The organism is Allocatelliglobosispora scoriae, from assembly GCF_014204945.1.
GTDB classification, from domain to species: Bacteria; Actinomycetota; Actinomycetes; order Mycobacteriales; family Micromonosporaceae; genus Allocatelliglobosispora; species Allocatelliglobosispora scoriae.
Map to the genome: position 1 here is coordinate 3,524,906 of NZ_JACHMN010000002.1, position 19,052 is coordinate 3,543,957.

15 protein-coding genes are annotated in these 19,052 nt (G+C 68.3%); 10 read left to right on the forward strand and 5 right to left on the reverse strand.

Annotated features, from left to right (window positions below):
- Window positions 1-44: 44 nt before the first annotated feature.
- The 3 genes from F4553_RS41135 to F4553_RS21705 all read right to left on the reverse strand — a co-directional run bounded on the left by F4553_RS41135 (window position 45) and on the right by F4553_RS21705 (window position 5,004).
- Window positions 45-1,643, reverse strand: a complete 1,599-nt coding sequence (locus F4553_RS41135; RefSeq protein WP_246466446.1) for a glycosyltransferase family 87 protein — start codon at window positions 1,641-1,643, stop codon at window positions 45-47.
- Window positions 1,644-1,804: 161 nt separating this feature from the next.
- A complete protein-coding gene (locus F4553_RS21700; RefSeq protein WP_184838747.1) occupies window positions 1,805-4,528 on the reverse strand; it encodes a transglycosylase domain-containing protein in 2,724 nt (907 codons plus the stop codon).
- A 44-nt stretch (window positions 4,529-4,572) separates the two neighbouring features.
- A complete protein-coding gene (locus F4553_RS21705) occupies window positions 4,573-5,004 on the reverse strand; it encodes a DUF5318 domain-containing protein (RefSeq protein WP_184838749.1) in 432 nt (143 codons plus the stop codon).
- Between the two features lie 153 nt (window positions 5,005-5,157).
- Between F4553_RS21705 and F4553_RS21710 the strand changes: the two genes are divergently transcribed.
- From F4553_RS21710 to F4553_RS21730, 5 genes are all read left to right on the forward strand, one after another.
- On the forward strand, window positions 5,158-5,796 hold the full coding sequence (locus tag F4553_RS21710; protein ID WP_184838751.1) for a PadR family transcriptional regulator: 639 nt from the start codon (window positions 5,158-5,160) through the stop codon (window positions 5,794-5,796).
- Window positions 5,797-5,816: 20 nt separating this feature from the next.
- Window positions 5,817-6,896 carry an inositol-3-phosphate synthase gene (locus F4553_RS21715; protein ID WP_184838753.1) on the forward strand — a complete coding sequence of 360 codons (1,080 nt, stop codon included), beginning with the start codon at window positions 5,817-5,819 and terminating at the stop codon, window positions 6,894-6,896.
- 130 nt (window positions 6,897-7,026) lie between these two features.
- Window positions 7,027-7,524, forward strand: coding sequence for a DUF6584 family protein (locus F4553_RS21720; RefSeq protein WP_184838755.1), 498 nt, complete (start codon window positions 7,027-7,029; stop codon window positions 7,522-7,524).
- 107 nt (window positions 7,525-7,631) lie between these two features.
- The gene (locus F4553_RS21725; RefSeq protein WP_312875299.1) at window positions 7,632-8,132 is read left to right on the forward strand and encodes a DUF6584 family protein; all 501 of its coding nucleotides are present in this window, start codon (window positions 7,632-7,634) and stop codon (window positions 8,130-8,132) included.
- 56 nt (window positions 8,133-8,188) lie between these two features.
- On the forward strand, window positions 8,189-9,484 hold the full coding sequence (locus F4553_RS21730; RefSeq protein ID WP_184838759.1) for an MFS transporter: 1,296 nt from the start codon (window positions 8,189-8,191) through the stop codon (window positions 9,482-9,484).
- A 66-nt stretch (window positions 9,485-9,550) separates the two neighbouring features.
- On the opposite strand, the gene F4553_RS21735 is transcribed toward F4553_RS21730, so the two are convergent.
- A complete protein-coding gene (locus F4553_RS21735; RefSeq protein WP_184838761.1) occupies window positions 9,551-10,981 on the reverse strand; it encodes a CCA tRNA nucleotidyltransferase in 1,431 nt (476 codons plus the stop codon).
- Window positions 10,982-11,325: 344 nt separating this feature from the next.
- Between F4553_RS21735 and murJ the strand changes: the two genes are divergently transcribed.
- Window positions 11,326-12,981 carry a murein biosynthesis integral membrane protein MurJ gene (gene murJ / locus F4553_RS21740; RefSeq protein WP_281395256.1) on the forward strand — a complete coding sequence of 552 codons (1,656 nt, stop codon included), beginning with the start codon at window positions 11,326-11,328 and terminating at the stop codon, window positions 12,979-12,981.
- Window positions 12,982-13,180: 199 nt separating this feature from the next.
- Here the strand turns inward: murJ and F4553_RS21745 are convergent, their stop codons facing one another.
- Window positions 13,181-14,782: a helicase HerA-like domain-containing protein gene (locus F4553_RS21745; protein ID WP_184838765.1), complete on the reverse strand. Its 1,602-nt coding sequence runs from the start codon at window positions 14,780-14,782 to the stop codon at window positions 13,181-13,183.
- 307 nt (window positions 14,783-15,089) lie between these two features.
- Between F4553_RS21745 and F4553_RS21750 the strand changes: the two genes are divergently transcribed.
- The 4 genes from F4553_RS21750 to trxB all read left to right on the forward strand — a co-directional run bounded on the left by F4553_RS21750 (window position 15,090) and on the right by trxB (window position 19,049).
- On the forward strand, window positions 15,090-16,565 hold the full coding sequence (locus F4553_RS21750; protein ID WP_246466448.1) for a protein kinase family protein: 1,476 nt from the start codon (window positions 15,090-15,092) through the stop codon (window positions 16,563-16,565).
- Window positions 16,565-17,188, forward strand: coding sequence for an RNA polymerase sigma factor SigM (gene sigM, locus F4553_RS21755; RefSeq protein WP_184838767.1), 624 nt, complete (start codon window positions 16,565-16,567; stop codon window positions 17,186-17,188). The genes F4553_RS21750 and sigM overlap by 1 nt, the downstream gene beginning before the upstream one ends.
- On the forward strand, window positions 17,185-18,021 hold the full coding sequence (locus F4553_RS21760; protein ID WP_184838769.1) for an RsmA family anti-sigma factor: 837 nt from the start codon (window positions 17,185-17,187) through the stop codon (window positions 18,019-18,021). Before sigM ends, F4553_RS21760 begins: the two co-directional genes overlap by 4 nt.
- A gap of 104 nt (window positions 18,022-18,125) precedes the next feature.
- Window positions 18,126-19,049 carry a thioredoxin-disulfide reductase gene (gene trxB, locus F4553_RS21765; RefSeq protein WP_184838770.1) on the forward strand — a complete coding sequence of 308 codons (924 nt, stop codon included), beginning with the start codon at window positions 18,126-18,128 and terminating at the stop codon, window positions 19,047-19,049.
- The last annotated feature ends 3 nt before the right edge of the window (window positions 19,050-19,052 follow it).

Sequence of the window (19,052 nt, forward strand, 5' to 3'; positions counted from 1 at the left end):
AGCGGCGCCCCGAGAATTCTCGGGGCGCCGCTGCAATGTCGGGGTCAGACCGTGAGTAACTTCCCGTAGCGCGGTGTTCGTCGGACCACGTCGAGTTCGGGGTTGAGGATCTCCCGGACCACCATCACGCAGAGGGCGGCGACCATGACCCAGCGGAATGTCGCCGCGATGATGAAGGTGCCCTCGGGGATCACCGACTTGCCGGACGCGCCGAGCAGCTCGCCGTAGAAGGCGAGGAAATAGCCGAGCTCGGCGACCTGCCAGAGGAGGAAAGCTCCCCAGCGCGGCCGGGCCAGCACGATCAGCGGCAGCAGCCACAGCGTGAACTGCTGCGACCAGACCTTGTTGAAGAGCAGGAAGATCGCGACGACCAGGAAGGCGAGCTGCGCCAGGCGCGGCTCCTGCGGTGCGAAGTAGGTCAGCGCGATGATGCCGATGCACGCGATGACGAACAGGCCCAGCGTCACATCGTTGAGCAGCCGGTCGTCGGGGTTGTTGAGGCTGTCGGAGAGCCACTGGAACAGGCCCCGGTCGCCGGGCTGGCCGCTCATGAAGAGGCCGTCCGCCCAGCGCCCGACATACCAGAAGGTGCCCCAGTCGACTGCGCGCTCGGTGTTGAGCGAGATGAAACGGTGCCAGTTGTCGTAGTGCGTCACCATCACCGGCACGTTGGCGGCGAGGATCACACCGATTCCGGTGACCGCCGCGAGCAGGAACGATCGGGTCTGCCTGCTGACGGCGACGACGTACCGCCAGGCGATGATCAGCCCTCGACGAGCCCGGAAGTAGATGTCGCGGGCGAGGACGAGATAGGTGTTGCGCGTGGAACCTTCGGGTTCGCCCGGGACGGAGGCCGTGCGGGACCGACTCTCCGCGAAGATGCCCTTCCCGTGCAGCGAGCGCAGCGCCAGCGCGAAGAGCGGCACGAAAAGGAAGCCCGGCCAGAGCTTCGCCGCCGCACCGAGCCCGATGAGCAGCCCGGCGAGGGCGGGATTGCGTTTGGACCAGGCCCAGATGCCGCCGACGGCGAAGACGATCGCCAGCAGGTCCCAGTTGACCGTGGCGGTCACCAGCAGCACCGGGGAGACGGCGAACATCGCGACATCCCAGGGTCTGCGCCGCCGGATCGCGAGCAGCATCGCCACGGTCGCGATCGCGCAGCCGAAGAGCGCGAGCGCCGTGATGTCGTAGAAGGCCTGGTACTGGTTGAACTCCGGGTGCTCGACGCCGTAGGAGTGCACCGGCAGGCCGATCAGGCCCATGAAGGCTCCGGTGAGCACCGGGTACTCCACGGCCGTGTCGACGTAGGGCACCTTGCCGTCGCTGAGCCCCTCCGCGCCGTAGAGCGCGAGCACGTCGGTGTAGCAGAACTTCGTGTACTGCAGGCTGTCGGCCCACGCCCCGCTGCGGCACGGCGACTTCTGCAGGAAGCTCAGGGCCAGGGTGGCGCAGGTCAGCGCGATGATGATCCGGGCCGCGATCCAGAACCGCGAAGACCATCGGCCGGGTACGGCGTGGTCGCCCATCGGACCGCCGACTGCCTGTGACAGCCCGGCGACGAATCCGTCGGACCTCGATGGCGCGTCGATGCCACCGGAGGTCTCGACGAGCCGTCGCCCGTCGGTCCCCGTATCTGAGCTCATGCCCGGCTCCTTCTCATGACAGGCGGCAGCATGGCAGCCAGTTCCCGGTGGCGGTGAAGGGATCGACCGCAACCCCAGGAATACTGTCATCTTCCCTGAATATGGTGAAGGGTCTGCCCAGGGAACCTGGACAGACCCTTCACGTGACGTGCTGGGTGTCGCTAGCCGCGACCCCGTGACCGGGACGGTGACGCGCTCGGCGACGGGCTGTTCTGACCGCCGGGACCACCGCCGCCGCCGGGGTTGTCGGAGTTGCCGGGGCAGGGGAGCAGCGGCAGGCAGCCCTGGACGGGTGCCGACGGGGTCGGCGAGACGCCGTTGCCGCCCTGGTCGGAGCCGACTCCGGCCTCACCCGGGAACGTCTCCCTCTTCTGCCCCTTGGTGGCGGTGTCGAGGAACTTGTTCCAGATGTCGGCCGGCGCGTTACCGCTGTTGATGTCCGTGCCGTTGGTGTATTCCAGCGTCACTTCCTTGCCGGCGTTGCCGACCCAGACCGCGACCGCGATCTGTTTGGTGAAGCCGACGACCCAGGCGTGGCCGTTGCCGCTGCTCTTGCTGTTGAGCTCCCAGGTACCGGTCTTCGAGGCCGTGTCCCGACCACCGTCGATCGACCAGCTGTGCGAGGCGGTGACCTTCTCCATCGCGTATGTCACGTCGGCGGCGATCCCGGCGGGGATGGTCTGCTCGCCCTTCTCCTTGGCACCGGCACCCGGCACCGCCTCGAACGCGCCGTTCTTGTTGGGATTGCGCTTCTCGACGCGGACCACGAAGTGCGGCTTGTTGTAGATGCCGCCTGCGGCGAAGGTCGCCATGCCACTCGCGTGGTCGAGGACGGTGATGCCGTACTGGCCGTAGCCGACCGGGAGGTCGATGCCCTTGTTGCGGGCGTTCTCGATGTTCTCCGGCTTGGTGATGTCGACCGGCGCCGGCATGCTCGTCTTCGGGTCGAGACCCCAGATCATCGTGACGCCCGCCTTGTGCGCCATGTCCACGACCTTGTCGACGCCGACCGCCTTGGCCACGTGGATGAAGGGCACGTTGTAGGACTGGACCAGCGACGTCTCGAGCGTGCAGTAGTCGTCGCAGACCGTGGTCTTGCGACCGGCGTTCTGCACGTTGTAGGTGTAGTACTTGCCCGGCTTGGCGAGCCAGCGCGACTCCAGCGAGTAGTTGGCCTGGAGCGCCGCCGCGAGGGTGTACGGCTTCATCGACGAGCCCGGCGGGTGTCCACCGGTCGGTACGCCGTTCTCGATGTTGCGTCCGGCGTAGTCGTGACCGGTGCCCTCCTCGCCGCCGTAGTAGGCGAGGACCCGGCCGTTGGCGGGGTTGATCGCCACGATGGCCGCCATGACGGTGGGCTTCGTCTTCGAGATCACCGAGTTCTTCACCGCACGACGGGCCTGAGCCTCGGCAGCGGCCTGGATCTTCGGGTCGATCGTCGTGATGATCTTGTAGCCGCCGGTCTTCACCATCTCCGAGGTGATTCCCCAGGCGGCGAGCTCGGAGTAGACGTAGTTCAGCACGTTGCCGGTGACCATGCCGGACGGGCCGGGGCCGTTGATGCCCCACTCCGCGGTGCTCGCGTTCTTGCTCTTCGGCTTCCACGTCTTGGGGTAGACGGCTGCCTGGCGGGTCGCCGAGTCCATCCAGTTCGCGGCGACCATCATGTCGAGCACGTAGTTCCAGCGGGTCGTGGCCTCGCCGAGGTTGACCTCGGGGTCATAGGGGCTGCCCGAGCCGTCCGGGCTGAAGGGCTGCTTGATGACCGAGCCGAGGATCGCCGCCTCCTCGACCGTCAGCTTGTCCGCGCCGTGGTCGAAGTACGCCTGAGCCGCCTTCTCCACACCGATGGCGCCCCGGCCGAACGGGATCGTGTTGAGGTAGAAGCCGAGGATCTGATCCTTGGTGTACTTGTCCTCGAGCTTGCGCGCCAGCACCGCCTCGCGCAGCTTGCGGCCGTAGGAGATGTCCATGTCCTGCGTGGCGAACTTGACGTACTGCTGGGTGATCGTCGATGCACCCTGCGTGTCGCTGCTGGTGATGTTGTTCCAGGCGGCACGGGCGATGCCCGCGAAGTCGACGCCGTGGTGGTTGTAGAAGTTCTTGTCCTCACCGGCGATCAGCGCGTGCTGGACCTCGGGCTTGAGCTTCGTGACGTCGACCGCGATGCGGTTCTCGGCACCGAGCTGGGCCAGCTGGGTCTTGCCGTCGGCCGCATAGACCGCCGTGACCTGCTGGTTCGGCAGCTTGTCGGGCGTGATCGCATCGACGCTGTCAAAGAAGTAGGTGCCGGCGATGGCACCCGTGCCCATGAGGATGATGACCGCGGCGAAGGAGGCGAGCAGGATCTTGCGCCGCTTGCGCTTCTTGCTCGTCGCGGTGGCGGGCTTGGCGCTGCTGCTGCCGCCCTTGCGCGAGCGACCGCCGGTGCCGGGCGGGCCACCGGGGCCGTCGGCTCCGTCATCGCCGCCCGGTCCGCCGAGCGGGTCGAAGTCGAGGTCGTCGGCGGGACCGGCCGGACGGACCCGGGCGCGACCGCCCACGGTCGGCACGCTGGCTGACCCCACGACTGCGGCCCGGCCGACGGTGGCGCGACCGACCGAGGCGGAGCCCACGGCGGCGCTGCCACTGGCGCGGACGGGCGGCGGCGGGGGATAGCCGCCACCGTCATAGCCGCCACCGGGGGGAGCGTCATAGCCGCCGCCACCCTCGTAGCCGCTGCCGACGCCGTAGCCACCGCCGTTGTCCGGCCACTGCTGCACGGGTTCCCGGCGCGGTGGCGGTGGCGGTGCCTCGTCGTAGTCGTCGTACTCGTAACCGTAGCCGTCGCTGCGGGGCACCTGGGCACGCCCATAGCCGGCGTTGGGGTCGCCGTACGAACTCATGAGTCACACCGTTTCGGTCGCGGCGGCGGGTGCCGCCTGGGCCATCACATCGCCCGCTGAGGGCGTGACGTCCGGCGTGGGGCCGCCGTTGCCACGTCGGGCGCGTCGGCATCGCCGTCCCTACCCAGTAGATACTGCTCTACCAGATGGTTCCAGGAGCAACCGCGGCACACTTCCACCACAAACACCTGAAACTCACGGAACGTCATCGCCAACGTCGATAGTTCGGCCAGGGATCTGGCTTGTCCTGCCGACTGCTTAAGTTCATCGCCATAGATGTAGTGCACGTTGGTGAGGAACTCCCGGCGGCAGATCGGGCACCGGATCTCCGTCGGCTCGCCATGGAACCGAGCAGCGGATTTGAGGTACGGCGACGCATCGCAGACCTCCTTGGTACCAAGCTGCCCGGCCCTTACTTCACGCAGCACCGCTCGCCTCTTCAGGGAGTAGTCGACAAGCTGGCGCTGCGTACGCATGCGGAGAAGGGTAACCGGTCGATCCGCGACATGCGACAGCCGTCACTGTGAGTAATCGATCCCACAGATTGCGCACCGGTAGATGCTGTTCTAACGTTACGATGTATCGGGCCGATACATCGGGCCGCACAGCAGGGAGGGAGGATCACCGCAATGCTTGACCTAGCCGTCCTCGGGATCCTCCACGAAGCCCCCATGCACGGCTATGAGCTGCGCAAACAGCTCTCAACCAAGCTGGGCGCGATGCGGGCCGCCATCAGCTACGGCTCCCTATACCCGACGCTACGCCGACTTCAAACGGCCGGATGGATAACCGAGGCAGGCGAGTCGCCGCCGGAAGACCTGGCTGTGCCCCCGCTCACCAGCCGCCGCGGGCGTGTCGTCTACAAGATCACTGCTGAGGGCAAGGAACGCTTCCAGGAGTTGCTGGCACAGACCGGCCCCGAAACGTTCGAGGAGCCCGCCTTCGGGGTCCACTTCGCCTTCTTCTCACGCACCGACGCCGACATCCGCCTGCGCATCCTCGAGGGGCGCCGCCGCAGGGTCGAGGAGCGCCGCGAGGGCCTCCGCGACGTGCTGGCCCGGGCCGCCGAGCGCTTCGACGCGTACACCCTGGAACTTCAACGGCACGGCCTCGACGCGGCAGAGCGCGAGGTGCGGTGGCTGGAGGAGCTGATCGCCAAGGAGCGGTCGGGGCAGCACCCAAATACCACTTCCTCCGTCCATCCGGACCCGGAAGGTCGTCATCCGAACCAAGAGCCGCCAGGCCAGACGCCCGGGCGGATGTTGTGACACAGAAGGAGGCACCCACGATGGGTTCCGTCCGCGTAGCCATTGTCGGCGTCGGCAACTGCGCCTCGTCCCTGATCCAGGGCGTGGAGTACTACCGGAACGCCGACCCGAACGAGCGCGTTCCCGGTCTCATGCACGTCGACTTCGGCGGTTATCACGTCCGCGACGTGGAGTTCGTGGCCGCGTTCGACGTGGATGCCAAGAAGGTCGGGCAGGACCTGGCCGAGGCTATCGTCGCCAGCGAGAACAACACGATCAAGCTCTGCGACGTGCCGCCGACCGGCATCACGGTGCAGCGCGGCCCGACGCACGACGGGCTCGGGGAGTACTACCGCGAGATCGTCCAGGAGTCGGACGAGGCCGTGGTCGACGTCGTCGCCGCGCTGAAGGCGGCGAAGGTCGACGTGGTCGTCTCCTACCTGCCGGTGGGGTCCGAGGTCGCGGACAAGTTCTACGCCCAGGCCGCGATCGACGCCGGCTGTGCCTTCGTCAACGCCCTGCCCGTCTTCATCGCCTCCGACCCGATCTGGGCCAAGAAGTTCGAGGACGCGGGTCTGCCGATCGTCGGCGACGACATCAAGTCGCAGGTCGGTGCCACGATCGTGCACCGGGCCCTGGCGAAGCTCTTCGAGGACCGCGGTGTCGAGCTGCTCCGCACCTACCAGCTCAACTTCGGCGGCAACATGGACTTCATGAACATGTTGGAGCGCAAGCGGCTCGTCTCCAAGAAGATCAGCAAGACGCAGTCGGTCACCTCCCAGATCCCGCACGAGATGGCGAAGGCCGACGTGCACATCGGGCCGTCGGACCACGTGCCGTGGCTCGACGACCGCAAGTGGGCCTACATCCGCCTGGAGGGTCGCTCGTTCGGCGACACCCCGCTCAACGCGGAGCTCAAGCTCGAGGTCTGGGACTCGCCGAACTCGGCCGGTGTCATCATCGACGCCGTCCGCGCCGCGAAGATCGCTCTGGACCGCAAGATCGCCGGTCCGATCATGAGCGCGTCGAGCTACTTCATGAAGTCGCCGCCGGTGCAGTACAACGACCACGACGCGCACGAGGCCGTCGAGGCGTTCATCCGGGGCGACATAGACAACTGAAACACCAGTTTTACAAAGGCCCGTTCTCCCTGCTCAGGCAGGGTGAACGGGCCTTTACCCGTTGGGGTGATTCAGTCATTCAGTCAGTAAGGGCTAGACCTTCGTGTCGACCTCACGTCATAGTGGCTCTATGCCTAAGGCACATGTGCTCGACAAAGTGACGGTCGATCTTTCGCAGGGCCATACCCAGCCGGCGATTCAACGGCTGAGCAGCCTGGTCGCCGTGCACCCACAGGACCTGGATCTCCGGCACCGGCTCGCGGTGGTCCACCGCGCCACCGGCAACCGGATCGAGGCCGGTCGGTGGGACTACCTGACGCAGGACGCCGACGCCGACGACGTGCTCGCGTTCGAGCGGGCCTATCCCGACCCGGTCCGGCGCCTGTCCGCGCTGCGCTGGCAGGGGCCGGCGAAGCGCGCCGCCACCGAGCACGCTCGAGTCCGGCTCGAGACCCTCGTCGCCGCCGCATCCGCGCAGGGCGCCCCGACCGGCGATTATGAGGAGCTCGGCGACGAGCCCCGCTGGATCACCGTCAGCTTCGCGATCGCGATCGCCCTCGGTGCGCTGGGCGTTCTCGCCCTGGCGGTCCTCGGCGTCGTCACGGTCGCGCAGTGGATCCTGCCCTGATCGAGGCACCGGATATTGCCGCCGTTCGATCACGAGGCGATAACTGTTGACTGTTTCGTTACTTTGACGACTGGCGTGTCCGATAGTCGGGGCACGATCATTCATGTGTGGCAAAGGCGGACGTACTCGACAGAGTGAGACAGGATCTCGCTGCAGGGCGCACATACCCCGCCACCCAGCGGCTACGCACGCTGCTCGCGTCCTACCCGGACGACCTTGAGATCTACCGGCTGCTTGCCGCCGTCTACCGGCAGACCGGCAACTTCGCCGAAGCCGGCCGCTGGGCATTCCTCACCTCCGAGGCCCGTCCCGAGGAGCTCGCCGCCTTCGCCAGAGCCAACCCGGACCCGTGGGCGCGGCTGCGCCTGATCCGCTGGCAGGGCGACCCGGCCGAGCTCGGCGACGACGAGATCCGCGCCCGCCTCGGCGCGCTCATCGAGGAGGCGGAGAAATCAGGCCCGCCCACCCGCTGGGTCGGCTCCTACCGGGCACCCGACCGGACCCGGGGCATCAGCCTCCCCTGCCTCTTCACCACGATCTCCCTGATCATCATCGGTGGCCTCATCGGGATCGGTCTCCTTCGAGTCATGCTGTGGCTCGTTGATTGAGGCCAAAAGCACCTAAGCTGTCACTCGTGCCGATCCCCGCCACCGACCCTCCCGCCATGGGAGGGGGCCATCACCTGCGCGCGATCTATGCCGTGCGCGGGTTTCGCAACCTGCTCACGGCCCGGCTCGTCAGCCAGATCTCCGACGGGTGGTTCCAGGCGGGGCTCGCCGGATCGCTGCTCTTCAACCCGACCAAGCACACCAGCCCCATCGCGATCGCGACGGGTTTCGCGGTCCTGCTCCTGCCGTACTCGCTGCTTGGTCCTTATGTCGGTGTTTTTCTGGACCGGTGGGACCGGCGTGCCTCGCTGAGCGTGGCCAACCTCGTGCGCGCGGTGCTCGTGATCCCGGCCGCCCTGCTGATCTGGCAGGGCAACCAGGCGACGCTCTTCGCGCTCTTCGCCCTGCTGGTGATCGCCGTCAACCGGTTCTTCCTGGCCGGGCTCTCGGCCGCGCTGCCCCGGGTCGTCGACGACCGCGAGCTCGTCACCGCCAACGCCTTCTCGACCACGGCGGGCACGATCGCGTTCTCCATCGGCCTGTTCAGCGCCGCGTCGCTCGTCGCGACGTCGATGATCAATACAACCTCCCACGGGTACGCCGTGATCGCCGCCTTCGCGGCCATCGGCTACCTCGCGTCCGGGCTGCTCACCCGGGCCTCCTTCAAGCCGGGAGAGCTCGGACCGGCCGCGCACGAGCGGCCCGTCGACACCGTCATCAGCGCCGTCGTGACGGTCGCCAAGGGCATGGTCGGCGGATTCCGGCACCTCGCCGAGCGTCGTGCCGCCGCCCGGGCGCTGGTCCTGACCGCCGCGCACCGGCTGCTCTACGGCTACCTGACCCTCGCCGTGCTGCTGCTCTACAGCCGCTACTTCGGCAAGGGCACGCACGAGGAGACATCGCAGTCGCTGTGGGCGCTGGGGCAGGTCGTCATCGCCGGTGCGGCCGGGGCCGGCATCGCGGCGCTGATCACCCCGAGCGCGACGCGGCGGTTCGGCGCACGGCACTGGATCACCGGACTGCTCGTCGGCATCGGCGTGACGCTGCTCGTCCTCGGACTGCCCTTCAAGGCCGGGCTGCTGCTGATCGCGGCCGGGCTGATGAACATCTGCTCACAGAGCATCAAGATCCTTGTCGACGCGACGCTGCAGCACGAGTGCGACGACGCCTATCGCGGCCGGGTCTTCAGCCTCAACGACACGGCGTTCAACCTCAGCATGGTGCTGGGCCTGTTCGTGGCGGCGGCGACGGTCCCCGCCAACGGCAAGTCGGCAGCCGCCTTGATCACCATCGCCGCCTGCTACTTCCTGCTGGCGCTCTGGTTCAGCCGCGCCTCCCGCCCCCGCCCCTAGGGTCCTAGGGGCTTAGCGCACGGGCGCTGCTCTTAGCACCAACTCTTGAAGAGTTGGTGCTAAGAGCTAGAGGCCCTGGTCGGCGGCCCAGCGGTGGAGTTCGGCCACCGCTTCCTCATGCGTCAGGGGGCCGCGGTCGAGGCGGAGGTCCTTGAGGTGGCGCCAGGCCTTGCCCACCAGCGGGCCCGGGGGCAGGCCCAGGAGTTCCATGATCGCGTTGCCGTCCAGGTCGGGGCGGACCCGGGCCAGGTCCTCCTCCTCCTGGATGCGGTCGATCCGCTCCTCCAGGGCGTCGTAATCAGCCGACAGCTGCGACGCCTTACGACGGTTGCGGGTCGTGCAGTCCGAGCGGGTCAGCTTGTGCAGGCGGGGGAGCAGCTCACCGGCATCGGTCACATAGCGGCGCACGGCGGAATCGGTCCACTCGCCCCTCCCGTACCCATAGAAACGCAGGTGCAGGGCGACCAGCTCGACCACCGCAGTGATCACGTCTTTGGGGTATTTGAGCTGCTTGAGGCGCTGCTTCGTCATCCGCGCGCCGACCAGCTCGTGGTGGTGGAAGCTGACCCGGCCGTCGGTGCCGACCGCCTTCGTCGCGGGCTTGCCCACGTCGTGCAGCAGCGCGGCGAGCCGCAGGATCAGGTCGGGACCGTCCTGCTCCAGGTTGACCGCGTTCTGCACCACGGTAAGGGTGTGCTCGTAGACGTCCTTGTGCTGGGCGTGCTCGTCGATCTCCAGCTTCAGGCCGGTCAGCTCGGGCAGGAAGATCTCGGCGAGCCCGACCTCGACGAGCAGCCGCAGCCCGGTCACCGGATCGGCACCGAGCATGAGCTTGCTGAACTCGTCGCGGACGCGCTCAGCGGTGATCCGGGTGAGCTGGCCCGACATCTCCGACATCGCCCTCATCGCGGGCTCGTCGACCACGAACTTGAGCTGCGAGGCGAACCGAGCCGCGCGCAGCATCCGCAGCGGATCGTCGCCGAAGCTCTGCTGGGGCGTGCCCGGAGTACGGATGATCCCCTCGGCGAGGTCGTCGAGGCCGCCGTGCAGGTCCGTGAAGCGCCGATCAGGCAGGCTCACCGCCATCGCGTTGATCGTGAAGTCGCGGCGGACCAGGTCCTCGGCGAGGGAGCTGCCGTACTGCACGACGGGGTTGCGGGTCACGCCGTCGTAGGCGTCCGCCCGGAACGTGGTGATCTCCAGCCGCATGCCGTGGCGCGCGGCGCCGATCGTGCCGAACTCCCGGCCGGTCTCCCAGGTCGCCTCCGCCCAGCCCTTGACGATGCGCAGGGTGTCGTCGGGGAAGGCGTCGGTGCAGAAGTCGAGGTCGTCACCGGGGCGGCCGAGCAACGCGTCGCGGACCGGCCCGCCGACGAGGTGCAGCTCGAAGCCCGCCTCGGCGAAGCGGCCGCCGAGCTCCTCGGCGACGGGGAAACGGCGCAGTAGCTCGGCTACGGCGCTGGACTGGGCATCTGTGAGCTGAGCTGTGTTCGACATCGATCATCCACCCTACCGGCCGGGCTCCGTCGGCGTGGAGACGCCCTCGCCCGCTGGTAGCAGGGATCTTGGCGGAGAGGCGGCCCCCGTGCAACGTGAATAGACCCAGTAAGGTCGTGCGCGTGACCAGAGACCCCGAGCACGACTGGTTCCCGTGGGACGAGACCGGCACCTTCCCGATCATCGGCGGCAAGCCGCCCGTCGGTGAGACCGAGAGCGTCGCCGAGCCGACCGTGCACCTGCAGCGGCCGGCCTCCGCCGAGGGCACGGTCTACGTCGCCGCGGCTGCGGCGGCTTCGGCCGTCGAGACCTCGCCCGGCGGCACCGCTGGTGAGGCGACCGGCATGCCCGCCGGCGAGGCGACGGTGCGGCTCGGCGTGCCCGCAGCCGCCGAGGCCACGGCTCCGGCCGGACCGACCGCCGCGTCGAGCTCCGCGCTGATGGCGGCCGGCTCGCTCGTCTCGCGGGCCACCGGCTTCCTGCGGACCGCCATGATCGCGGCGGCCCTCGGTGGTGCGCTGCTGGGTGTCGGCGATGCCTACACGACCTCGCAGTTCCTCCCCGGCATGGTCTATGAGCTGCTCATCGGCGGCATTCTCGCCAGTGTCGTCGTGCCGGTCCTGGTGCAGGCGCGCAAGCGCGATGCCGATGGGGGAGAGGCCTACGCGCAGCGGTTGATCACGCTCGTCATGGTCGTGCTCGGTGTGGCCTCGCTGCTCGCGACGCTCTGCGCGCCGCTGCTGACACTGCTCTACACGAAGCCCTCGACCGGCGACGCCTACCGCGCGCTCGTCACGGACCTCTCCTACCTGATGCTCCCGGCGATCTTCTTCTTCGGCGTCGCCGCGATCCTCAGCGCCTACCTCAACACCCGCAACAGCTTCGCGCCGCCCATGTGGACGCCGATCCTCAACAACGTCATCGTGATCGCGACCGCCGCCGCGTTCATGATCGTGAGCGGGTCGACACCGGTGACCCCGGCGAACATCACTCCCGGACTCATCCTGCTGCTCGGCGGCGGCACCCTGCTCGGCATCGTCGTGCAGACGGTCGCACTGCTCCCGGCGCTGCACAAGGCCGGTTTCCGCTGGCGCCTGCGCTTCGACTTCCGCGAGCTCGGCCTGCGCCGCCTGGGCCACCTCGGCGGCTGGGTCTTCTGCTACGTCGCGGTGAGCCAGGTCGGCCTGCTCGTCCTGCTGCGGTTGCTCAGCGGCGACGGCCTGCTCATCTACAACAACGTCTTCCTGTTGATGATGATGGCGCACGGCATCGTGGCGGTCTCGATCGTCACCGCACTGATGCCCCGGATGTCGGCCGCCGCCACGGCGGGCCGCTTCGCCGATGTCGTCGACGACCTCGCCAAGGGTGTGCGCACCACGGTCGCGATGCTCGCCCCGATCGCGGTCGTCTTCATCTTCCTCGCCGGCCCGACACTCGTCGCGCTGTTCGTACGCGGGGAGTTCACCGTCGGGGACGCGGACAAGGGTGCCCCGGTGCTCATCATGGCGGGCCTCTCCCTCATCCCCTTCTCGTTGAGCCAGCTCTTCACATTCGCCTTCTACGCCCTGCCCGACACGAAGACGCCCGCGCTGCTCAACATCCCCGTGGTGGTCGTGCGAGTCGCCGTACAGCTGGTGCTCTTCGGCGTGACGGCGATGGGCGCCGCCGGCGTGATGCTCGGCAACGGCATCTCCTACCTCGTCTGCCTGGTGCTCAGCGCCTGGCTGCTGCGTAACAAGATCGGTTCGCTGGGACTCGCCCAGACCGCGGGCACCCTCGCGAAGGTCGCCGCTGCGATGGTCGGCTCGGGTCTCGTCGGCTTCGGTGCCGTGGCCGGGATCGAGGCGATCGGCATCGACAGCGCCTGGGTGCAGCTCATCATCGGCGGCGGACTGATCCTCGCGTCCTACCTCGGTCTCGCGAAGCTCCTGCGCGTAGGCGAGATCGACGATGTCTTCGCCCTGCTCGGCCGTATCCGCCGCAAGGTCGTCGGCCGCTGACCTGCGCTCGTCTCGTTGTGCAGCAAAGCGTGGCCTCGCTCAGCGAAATGGCCACGCTTTGCTGCACAACGAGACGCTGTTGTAGGACCGCCGTTTAGGACCAACTCTTCAAGCGTTGCGGCGATCTTGGGCGCGGTGCGAATGCGGTGCGGCTCAGCTCGGTGCGGTGCGGTGCGCCTTCGTGCGGTGCGGCTCGGGTTCAGCGTTTGCGCTTGGCCGTGCCGAAGAGGGTACGAGCGATGGCAGCACCCGCCGCAGCGGCGAAGCTCTTCAGAACGGTCTGGGTCGTGCGGGACCCGAGGACCTGCTCGACCATGCCCGGTTCGGGCTTCGCAGGGGCCGCCTGCCTGGTGCTCGCCTTAGCCGACGGAGCTGCCGTCGCAGGTGGGGCCGCTTGTGGATCACCCTGTGGATAACTTCCTTGATCAGGCGTGACAGAGCCCACATCACCCTGTGGATTAAGCCTGGCGGCGAGCATCTCGTAGGCCGACTCCCGATCGACTGTCGTCGCGTAGGTCGGGGTCAGCGGCGAGGCGTTCATCGCCGCCGTGAGCACCGACGGGTCGGCCTGGGCCATCAGCGACTGGGGCGCCCGCAGCCGGGTCCAGGCGACCGGCGTCGGTACGCCCTTCTCGTTGAGCACGGTGATGATCGCTTCACCCGTACCGAGCTGCGTCAACACCTCCTGCAGGTCATAGGAGGAGACCGGGAAGGTGGAGGCGGTCGCCTTCAGCGCCTTGGCGTCGTCGGGGGTGTAGGCCCGTAGCGCGTGCTGGACCCGGTTGCCGAGCTGGGCGAGCACGTCGGCGTTGACATCCTTCGGCGTCTGGGTGACGAAGAAGATGCCGATCCCCTTGGACCGGATCAGCCGCACGGTCTGGGTGATCTGCTCCAGGAACTGCTTGGAGGCGTCCTTGAAGAGCAGGTGCGCCTCGTCGAAGAAGAAGACCAGGCGCGGCTTGTCGATGTCACCGACCTCGGGCAGCTCCTGAAACAGGTCGGCGAGCAGCCACATGAGAAAGGAGGAGAAGAGCGCGGGCTGTGCCACGACCCCGGGCAGCTCGAGGATGGAGACGATCCCCTTCCCCTCGGCGGTCGTTCGGAGCAGGTCGGAGGTCTTGAACTCGGGCTCGCCGAAGAAGTCCTCGGCGCCCGCGTCGGAGAAGGCGATCAGCTCCCGCAGCAGCACCCCGGCGGTCGGTTTGGCGAGCCCGCCGAGGTTGCGAAGCTCGCTCGCGCCGTCCTCGGAGATGAGAAACTGGATAACGGCTCGAAGATCCTTCAAGTCGAGCAGCGGCCAGCCCTTGTTGTCCGCGAAGTGGAAGACGAGGTTGAGCGAGCTCGCCTGCACGTCGGTCAGACCGAGCACCTTCGACAGCAGCACCGGGCCGAAGTCGGTGATGGTCGCCCTGATGGGGATGCCTGTGCCGTGCCCACCCAGCGTGAAGAACTCGCACGGGTACGCCTTCGGCTCCCATGTCTGTCCCATCTCCGTCATTCGAGCTGTGATCTTCTCGTTGCTCTCGCCCGCAACGGCCATGCCGCTGACGTCGCCCTTGATGTCGGCGAGGAAGACCGGAACGCCGAGGTCGCTGAGCTGCTCGGCCAGGACCTGGAGCGTCTTCGTCTTACCCGTACCCGTGGCACCGGCAACCAGGCCATGGCGGTTGAGCAGGGCCAACGGGATGCGTACGGGTGCCGAGGCGTCCACGGTGTCGCCGACGACGAGTGCACCGAGTTCGAGGGCCGGACCTTGGAAGGTGTACCCCTCGCGTACCGCTTCGAGCTGATCGCCTGTCATGTGTGCAAGCGTAGTGATTTGTCCACCTCAGACCGGGCTCTTTGCCATCGGTCGTGTCGCGAAGTGGTTTCAGACGGGTAAGGTCGCTCACGGCGACCGCCCGGAACGCTTACGCTACTGCTTGAGGAAGAGCAGACAGGCGTGAGCGATTCAGCGCGCCATGTTGCTCAACCGATCACGTGGCGTCATCGCCGCGCGAGACGGCCCCTGCAGTGAGCACCGAGGGAGGACGGGCGTGACCCAGGTCGGCGAAGGTCAGCCAGCGGCTGAGCTGACCGGCTCGACGGCCGGTGGCCCCCCACCAGGCATGGCAGAGTCACGCCATGCCGCGGCCGGAGCGCCGGGGACGGGTCGTTCCCTCCATGTGACCGGCACGGCCGGTGAGATCCTCGCCGAGCGCTATCGGCTCGAGGAGCACATCAACAACGACAGCGCCGGCCGCCAGGTCTGGCGCGGCGTCGACATCGTGCTCAAGCGGCCCGTCGCGGTCGTGCTCCGTTACCCGGGCGGCAACGAGGCCGGCGAGATGCTCTCCGCCGCCGTCACCGCGAGCCGGGTCGTCCACGGCAACCTCATCGGCGTCTATGACGCGATCGACGAGGGCGGCCGGGCCTACGTGGTGCGCGAGTGGGTCGACGGATTCTCGCTGCGCGAGCTCGTCACGGCCGAGGGTCCCTTCGACCCCGAGCGGGCCACGGCGCTGGCGCACAACATCGCCTCCGCGGTCACCGCGCTGCACGCGAGCGGCATGGCGCACGGCAACGTGCACCCCGGCACGGTCCTCGTCGGCGACGACGGCCGCGTCGTGCTCGCCGACGCCCGCGCCGACGCCAGGACCAGCGCCGACGGCGATGTCCGTGCGATCGGCGGCATCCTTTATTACGCGCTGACCGGCCAGTGGCCGCACGCCGAGGCCGGCGTGGCCGCCCTGCCCGACGCGATCCGCGACGCCAACAACGCGGTGATCGCTCCCCGGCAGGTGCGCGCCGGTGTCCCCACCCACCTCGACGACCTCACGACCGACCTGCTCGACGCGAAGGTCGCGCTCCCCAGCGCATCGGTGCTCACCGCCGAGCTGGCCCGCCTCGACACCACCGGCGACGAGCGCTCCTACGGCACGCTCCGCTTCGCCGAGGACACCCCCGAGGTGCCCCGACAGGGACCCAAGAAGCTGCTCCTCGGTGTGGGCGCGGTCGTCCTGCTCGCCGCGATCGGCATCGTCATCGTGACCAAGACGCTCACCGGCAGCAGCTCGCAGGCGGGCCCCACGGTCCCGCCGGTCGTGATCTCGGCGTCCCCGGCCACCGCGAACCCCAAGGCGCTGGTGCTCGGAAGCTCGGCGATCCGCCTGGTCGACCCGGACGGCAACCGCTCCGAGAGCCGCGACATCGCCAACGCGATCGACAACAAGTCGAGCACCGCCTGGAGCACCGACCGCTACAAGCAGAACCTCGGCACCGCATACAAGCCCGGCATGGGACTCCTGCTGGACCTGGGCGCCGCGAAGACCCTGTCCGACGTGCAGATCGAGCTGAACGCCATCGGCGCCTCGATCCAGCTGCTCGGTGGCGCCAACGACCCGGGTGTCGCCTCGGACTCGACGATCCTCTCCCGCTACACCAAGATCGGCGAACCGTTCGCCGACTTCCAGGGCACGTCGATGCACTTCGGCGCCGATGCGACCGCCACCTACCGTTACCTGCTCGTCTGGATCACCGGACTGCCGCAGGATGGCGACCGTTTCCGCGTGGGCATCCAGGAGATCATCGTCCGGGTGCCGTGATGCACACCGACGCGGAGCTGCTTGCGGCCCACGTGGCGGGGGATCGGGACGCCTTCACCGAGCTGGTTCGCCGGCATCGCGACCGGCTCTGGGCCGTCGCGCTCCGAACGCTCTCGGATCGGGAGGAGGCGGCCGACGCGCTGCAGGACGCGCTGCTCTCTGCGCACCGGGCCGCCGATCGCTTCCGGGGCGACGCGGCGGTCACCACCTGGCTGCACCGGATCGTCGTCAACGCCTGCCTGGACCGGGTCCGCCGGCGCCAGGCCCGACCCACCGTTCCGCTGCCCGAGCAGACGCTCAACAGCGACGGCCGGGCCGGACTGCAGATCGCCGCTCCGGTCGTCGACCACGACACCGCCCTGGTGGTGCGGCAGGCACTCGCCAAGCTCCCCGAGGAGCAGCGGGCCGCGCTGGTCCTGGTCGACCTCGAGGGCTACCCGGTCGCCGAGGTCGCGGTCATTCTCGGCGTCGCCGAGGGTACGGTGAAGAGCCGCTGTTCACGCGGCCGCGCTCGGCTGGCTCTCCTCCTCGGCCATCTGCGCGGAGACTTCGAGCCGGATGATGGGAACTCCGATGGTCACCCCGACGTCACAACCGGGTCACGATCGGGGAGAGCCGGATGAAGCACGATGAGCTCGAGCTGCTCGCCGACTATGTCGGCGGCGCGCTCGATGGCACCCCCGAAGCCGCCGAGGTCACCAGGAAGATCCGCGACAACGCGGCCTGGGCCGAGGCGCATTCGCAGCTCACGGCCGCTCTGAGGCTCGTCGACGAGCAGCTCACCGAGGTCGCCCGGACGGCCGAGCCGATGCCCGACGACGTCTGGTCCCGGCTGGAGGCGGCCCTCGGCGGCCCGGCGTCGATCGCCGAGGCCCCCGTCGAGCAGCCGATGGCGCCCGACGCGAAGCGCCCCTGGATCCCGCCCGCACCGCCGCCCATCCCGCCGATGCGCGAGCCGAGCCGCCGGTGGCGCTGGCTCGCGCCGCTCGGCGTCGCCGCCTCGGTCCTCGCCTGCTTCGGCATCGGCTCGATGGTCTTCCAGTCCAAGAACGCGGCTGACGACATGTCGGCGGAGGGCGCCAAGTCGGTCACGCCGGACTCGGCCCTCCTCGCCGGCTCGGTTCTCAAGCTCGCCTCCGGCCGCGACTACACGCCCGCGACGCTCGCCGTCCTCACCGACGAGCAGGCGCTCGCGGCCGCGCCGCGCGATTTCGACAACCCCGCCGGCGGTCCGCTGGCCCGGCTCAGCGCCGCCGACGCGCTCAACGCCTGCCTCCAGGCCCTCACACTGATCACTCCGGGTACGCCGACCGCCGTCGACTTCGCGGAGTACCAGGGCAGCGCGGCGCTGATCGTGGTGGTGATGAAGGCCGGCGGGGGCAAGTGGGTGGCGGTCGCGGGACCGCAGTGCGGCACCGGCGGCGCCGACCTCAAGGATCAGCGGAGCTTCGATTAGGGCGCGTTTAAAGGTGACGTCCCCCACGGCTTCCCGAATTAGGGAATCGAAGCTCCGTACGATGTCGTTTCGACCATCAGGCGAACATTCGTAGGAGTGACCACGTGGGCGACGTACGCAATCTGATCATCATCGGCTCCGGTCCGGCGGGCTACACGGCTGCGACCTACGCCGCGCGCGCCAACCTTCAACCGCTGATCATCGAGGGCTTCGAGTCCGGCGGCGCACTGATGACGACGACCGAGGTCGAGAACTACCCCGGCTTCCCCGACTCGATCATGGGCCCCGAGCTCATGGACCAGATGCGCAAGCAGGCCGAGCGCTTCGGCGCGGAGTTCATCACCGACAACGCGACCAAGGTCGAGCTCTCGGGTGACGTCAAGACGGTCTGGATCGGCGACAAGGCCTACCAGGCCCGCGCCGTCATCCTCGCGACCGGTTCGGCCTGGCGGCACCTCGGCGTCCCCGGCGAGGACGAGTTCCTCGGGCACGGTGTCTCGTCGTGTGCCACCTGTGACGGCTTCTTCTTCCGCGAGCACGACATCGTGGTCGCGGGCGGCGGCGACTCGGCGATGGAGGAGGCGACCTTCCTGACGAAGTTCGCCCGCAGCGTCACGATCGTCCACCGGCGCGACCAGTTCCGCGCCAGCAAGATCATGGCGGAGCGGGCACTCGGCAACGAGAAGATCAACGTCGCCTGGAACAGCAAGATCGAGCAGATCGTCGGCGACGCGGGCAAGGTCACCGGCGTACTCCTCAAGGACACCGTGACCGGCGATGAGCGCAAGCTCGACGTCACCGGCGTCTTCGTGGCCATCGGCCACGACCCGCGCAGCGAACTCTTCCGCGGCCAGGTGGACCTCGACGACGAGGGCTACGTCCTGGTGCAGGGGCGCTCCACCCTGACCAACATCCCCGGCGTCTTCGCATGCGGAGACCTCGTCGACCACACCTACCGCCAGGCGATCACCGCGGCGGGCAGCGGTTGTGCCGCAGCCCTCGACGCGGAACGCTTCCTGGCCCACTGATAA